Origin of the sequence: Bradyrhizobium sp. (assembly GCF_019244115.1) — a bacterium.
Lineage (GTDB): Bacteria > Pseudomonadota > Alphaproteobacteria > Rhizobiales > Xanthobacteraceae > Bradyrhizobium.
Genome location: NZ_JAFATE010000423.1, coordinates 1 through 2,250, shown reverse-complemented (window position 1 = coordinate 2,250; position 2,250 = coordinate 1). Strand labels below are relative to the sequence as shown.

Below are 2,250 nucleotides of genomic sequence, written 5' to 3'. Positions count from 1 at the left end.
ACGCTGGTTGCTCCATGCGCTAACGCTGCCTGAAAAGCAGCATCGTCAGAAACGCTTCCTTTTGCTCGTCGCTCGATGAGCCAAACCAATTGATGGCCTGTCGAGCCTCCGAGATTGTGAGCTTCGCTTCAGCCTCGGAAAAGCTTTGAGAAGGATCGTAGTCGGCCAAGATTCTTTGGCGCTGCAGATTGGCTGTCACTCGGGCGAAGTCTGCGACGCTGCCGAGACCGTCAGCAGGCATGATCGCCACGTTTTGCGGTTTTGTCTGGCTGAGCTGCCCGCATAGTCCGCTTAAGGTTTTGTGGTCGACGCTGCGGTACACCAGGCTATACCGGGGCGTTGAGCGGCTGCCGCTTCCGCAGACCATGTCGGCGGCCGCAGTCAGGCAGAAATGGAAAACGGCGTAGTACGCCGTTGAAATCGCCCGCCGCAAATCGGATTGAGTGGCCCCGTCGCTTGCCGCCAAGGCATCCGCCTGCTGGAGCAATTCATCAGGGTCTGGCGGCACCCTTTTCCTCATACCGAACGATGGGGAACCGCTCTTCGCCCTTGTCGGCAAGTTGCTGGATCACTTGCGAAACAGTTCGGGCCGAGCGCTCTCCCATGATGGATGCCGAGGAGCCGGGAGTAAGAACGAACCTTATCTCGACGACCGGCGACCCTGGCGAGTCAAGGGTCGCGGTCGACACTGCTGCGACGCTCACGCCGTTCGCCGCAGCGACGTTTCGCGCAACATCAATGACTTCCTTGTCGGTGAGTATGGTCATGGCTTACCCTTCGCTCTGAATATAGGCTGCGTTGTTCCCGTTGTCTGCATGTTTCGAAGCACGGAGCCTGCCCGGGAATGCCGGTCCCAGCGATACGTCGCGGCCCCGATTTGATGGATGGGTGCGTGACGGCGAGCGATGGCGGTAAGAAACTTGGCGATCCCAGCAGGACTCGAACCTGCAACCCGCGGAGTAGAAATCCGCTACTCTATCCAGTTGAGCTATGGGACCGTCTGACAGGTCCGGCCGAAGCCGGCGGACGCGCTGTTCATCGCCTTGTCAATATGAAAAATCTGCGTTTTCGCCAAGGGGGTTCCGAACCATTTTCAAAAGGCTTGCGACCAAGGCAGATGATGGACCGTTCCGCTCTGACAATGTCACGCCGCCGTGACAAGGCATTGCCGTCCCGCCGGCTAAGATGAACCCGACAAGACGATTTCGGCCGAGTTGGATGGTCCCTGCCGGGGCAGGGCGGTTGGATATGGGCGCAGGATTGGATGTCCCTGAACGATCGCCGTCCGGGCGCCCTGTGCCTCCCTGCAAAGGCGCGCCGCGTGAGTGGGAGCGAAGGACCGCACCAGGCGCCGCGCTCCTTGGCGCACGATCGGCCATGCGCGATGACCCTGTCCGCGAGGGGAGGGATGTTGATCGCCATTGCCAAGAGCACGATGCAATCGTTCGTTTCGTCGAGGGAGCGGTAAGCCGCGAGCCGGAACGTCCCTGCCAGAATCCGCCCCTGGCGGCTTCCTGCCATCCGCCCGTCACCTTGTTGCGCAAGTCTTCAAAATCCCGCGGCACTTGTCCGCGAAGGAGTTTTTTCATGATCGGTCTGTTTCGCGCGTTGGTCTTTTGCGCCACGCTCTCGCTCGGGCTTTGCTCGGCCGGGCTCAATTCTACGCACGCGGCGGACAAGGCCTTCAGACGCGACGAACTCGCGGACGCCGCGATTAAGCTGGAAGCCCAGATCAAGAGCGAGGCGGGGGGGGTCAACAAGCCGGCCGCGACGTTGCGGACCGATGCGGATGCGGCCTTCAAGCGCAATGATTTTCGCAGCGGCCTGAAAATTCTCGGCCAGATCGCGGCGACCGCGCCGGAAGATTCCGGCAACTGGCTAAAACTCGCCCGCACCATCTTCCTGATTTTCCCCGCCAACTCGAGCGAGCAGACCTTTCTGATGGAGCGCGCCTCGACCGCGGCCTATCTCGCCTATCAGCGCGCCGGCAATGCCCAGGACGAGGCGGACGCGCTCGGCGTGCTCGGCAAGACGCTCGCCGAGCGCAAGCTGTGGCGGCCGGCGCTGGACGCGCTCCGCCTGTCGCTCGACCTGCGCGAGACATCAGACGTGCGCGGCAAATACGAGACGCTGCGCGAGGAGCACGGTTTTCGGCTGCTCGACTATTCAGTGGATTCGGATGCGGCGAGCCCGCGGGCCTGCTTTCAGTTCTCCGAGGAGCTTTTGAAACGCACCGATTTCACCCCCTTC

2 protein-coding genes, 1 tRNA gene and 1 pseudogene are annotated in these 2,250 nt (G+C 61.6%); 1 reads left to right on the top strand and 3 read right to left on the bottom strand.

Features of this window, described 5'->3' with window-relative positions; all coding sequences use genetic code 11:
- Window positions 1-19: 19 nt before the first annotated feature.
- From JOZ76_RS18580 to JOZ76_RS18570, 3 genes are all read right to left on the bottom strand, one after another.
- The gene (locus JOZ76_RS18580; protein WP_291700553.1) at window positions 20-466 is read right to left on the bottom strand and encodes a hypothetical protein; all 447 of its coding nucleotides are present in this window, start codon (window positions 464-466) and stop codon (window positions 20-22) included.
- A gap of 25 nt (window positions 467-491) precedes the next feature.
- A complete protein-coding gene (locus JOZ76_RS18575; protein ID WP_291700551.1) occupies window positions 492-767 on the bottom strand; it encodes a hypothetical protein in 276 nt (91 codons plus the stop codon).
- Between the two features lie 154 nt (window positions 768-921).
- A tRNA-Arg gene (locus JOZ76_RS18570) sits at window positions 922-998 on the bottom strand.
- Between the two features lie 589 nt (window positions 999-1,587).
- On the opposite strand from JOZ76_RS18570, the pseudogene JOZ76_RS18565 reads away from it, so the two are divergent.
- A pseudogene (locus JOZ76_RS18565) lies at window positions 1,588-2,250 on the top strand (alpha-2-macroglobulin family protein); the annotation flags it as partial.

Coding starts and splice junctions, on each gene's coding strand:
- JOZ76_RS18575 (WP_291700551.1), bottom strand. CDS start 767: ATGACCATACTCACCGACAAGGAAGTCATTGATGTTGCGCGAAACGTC.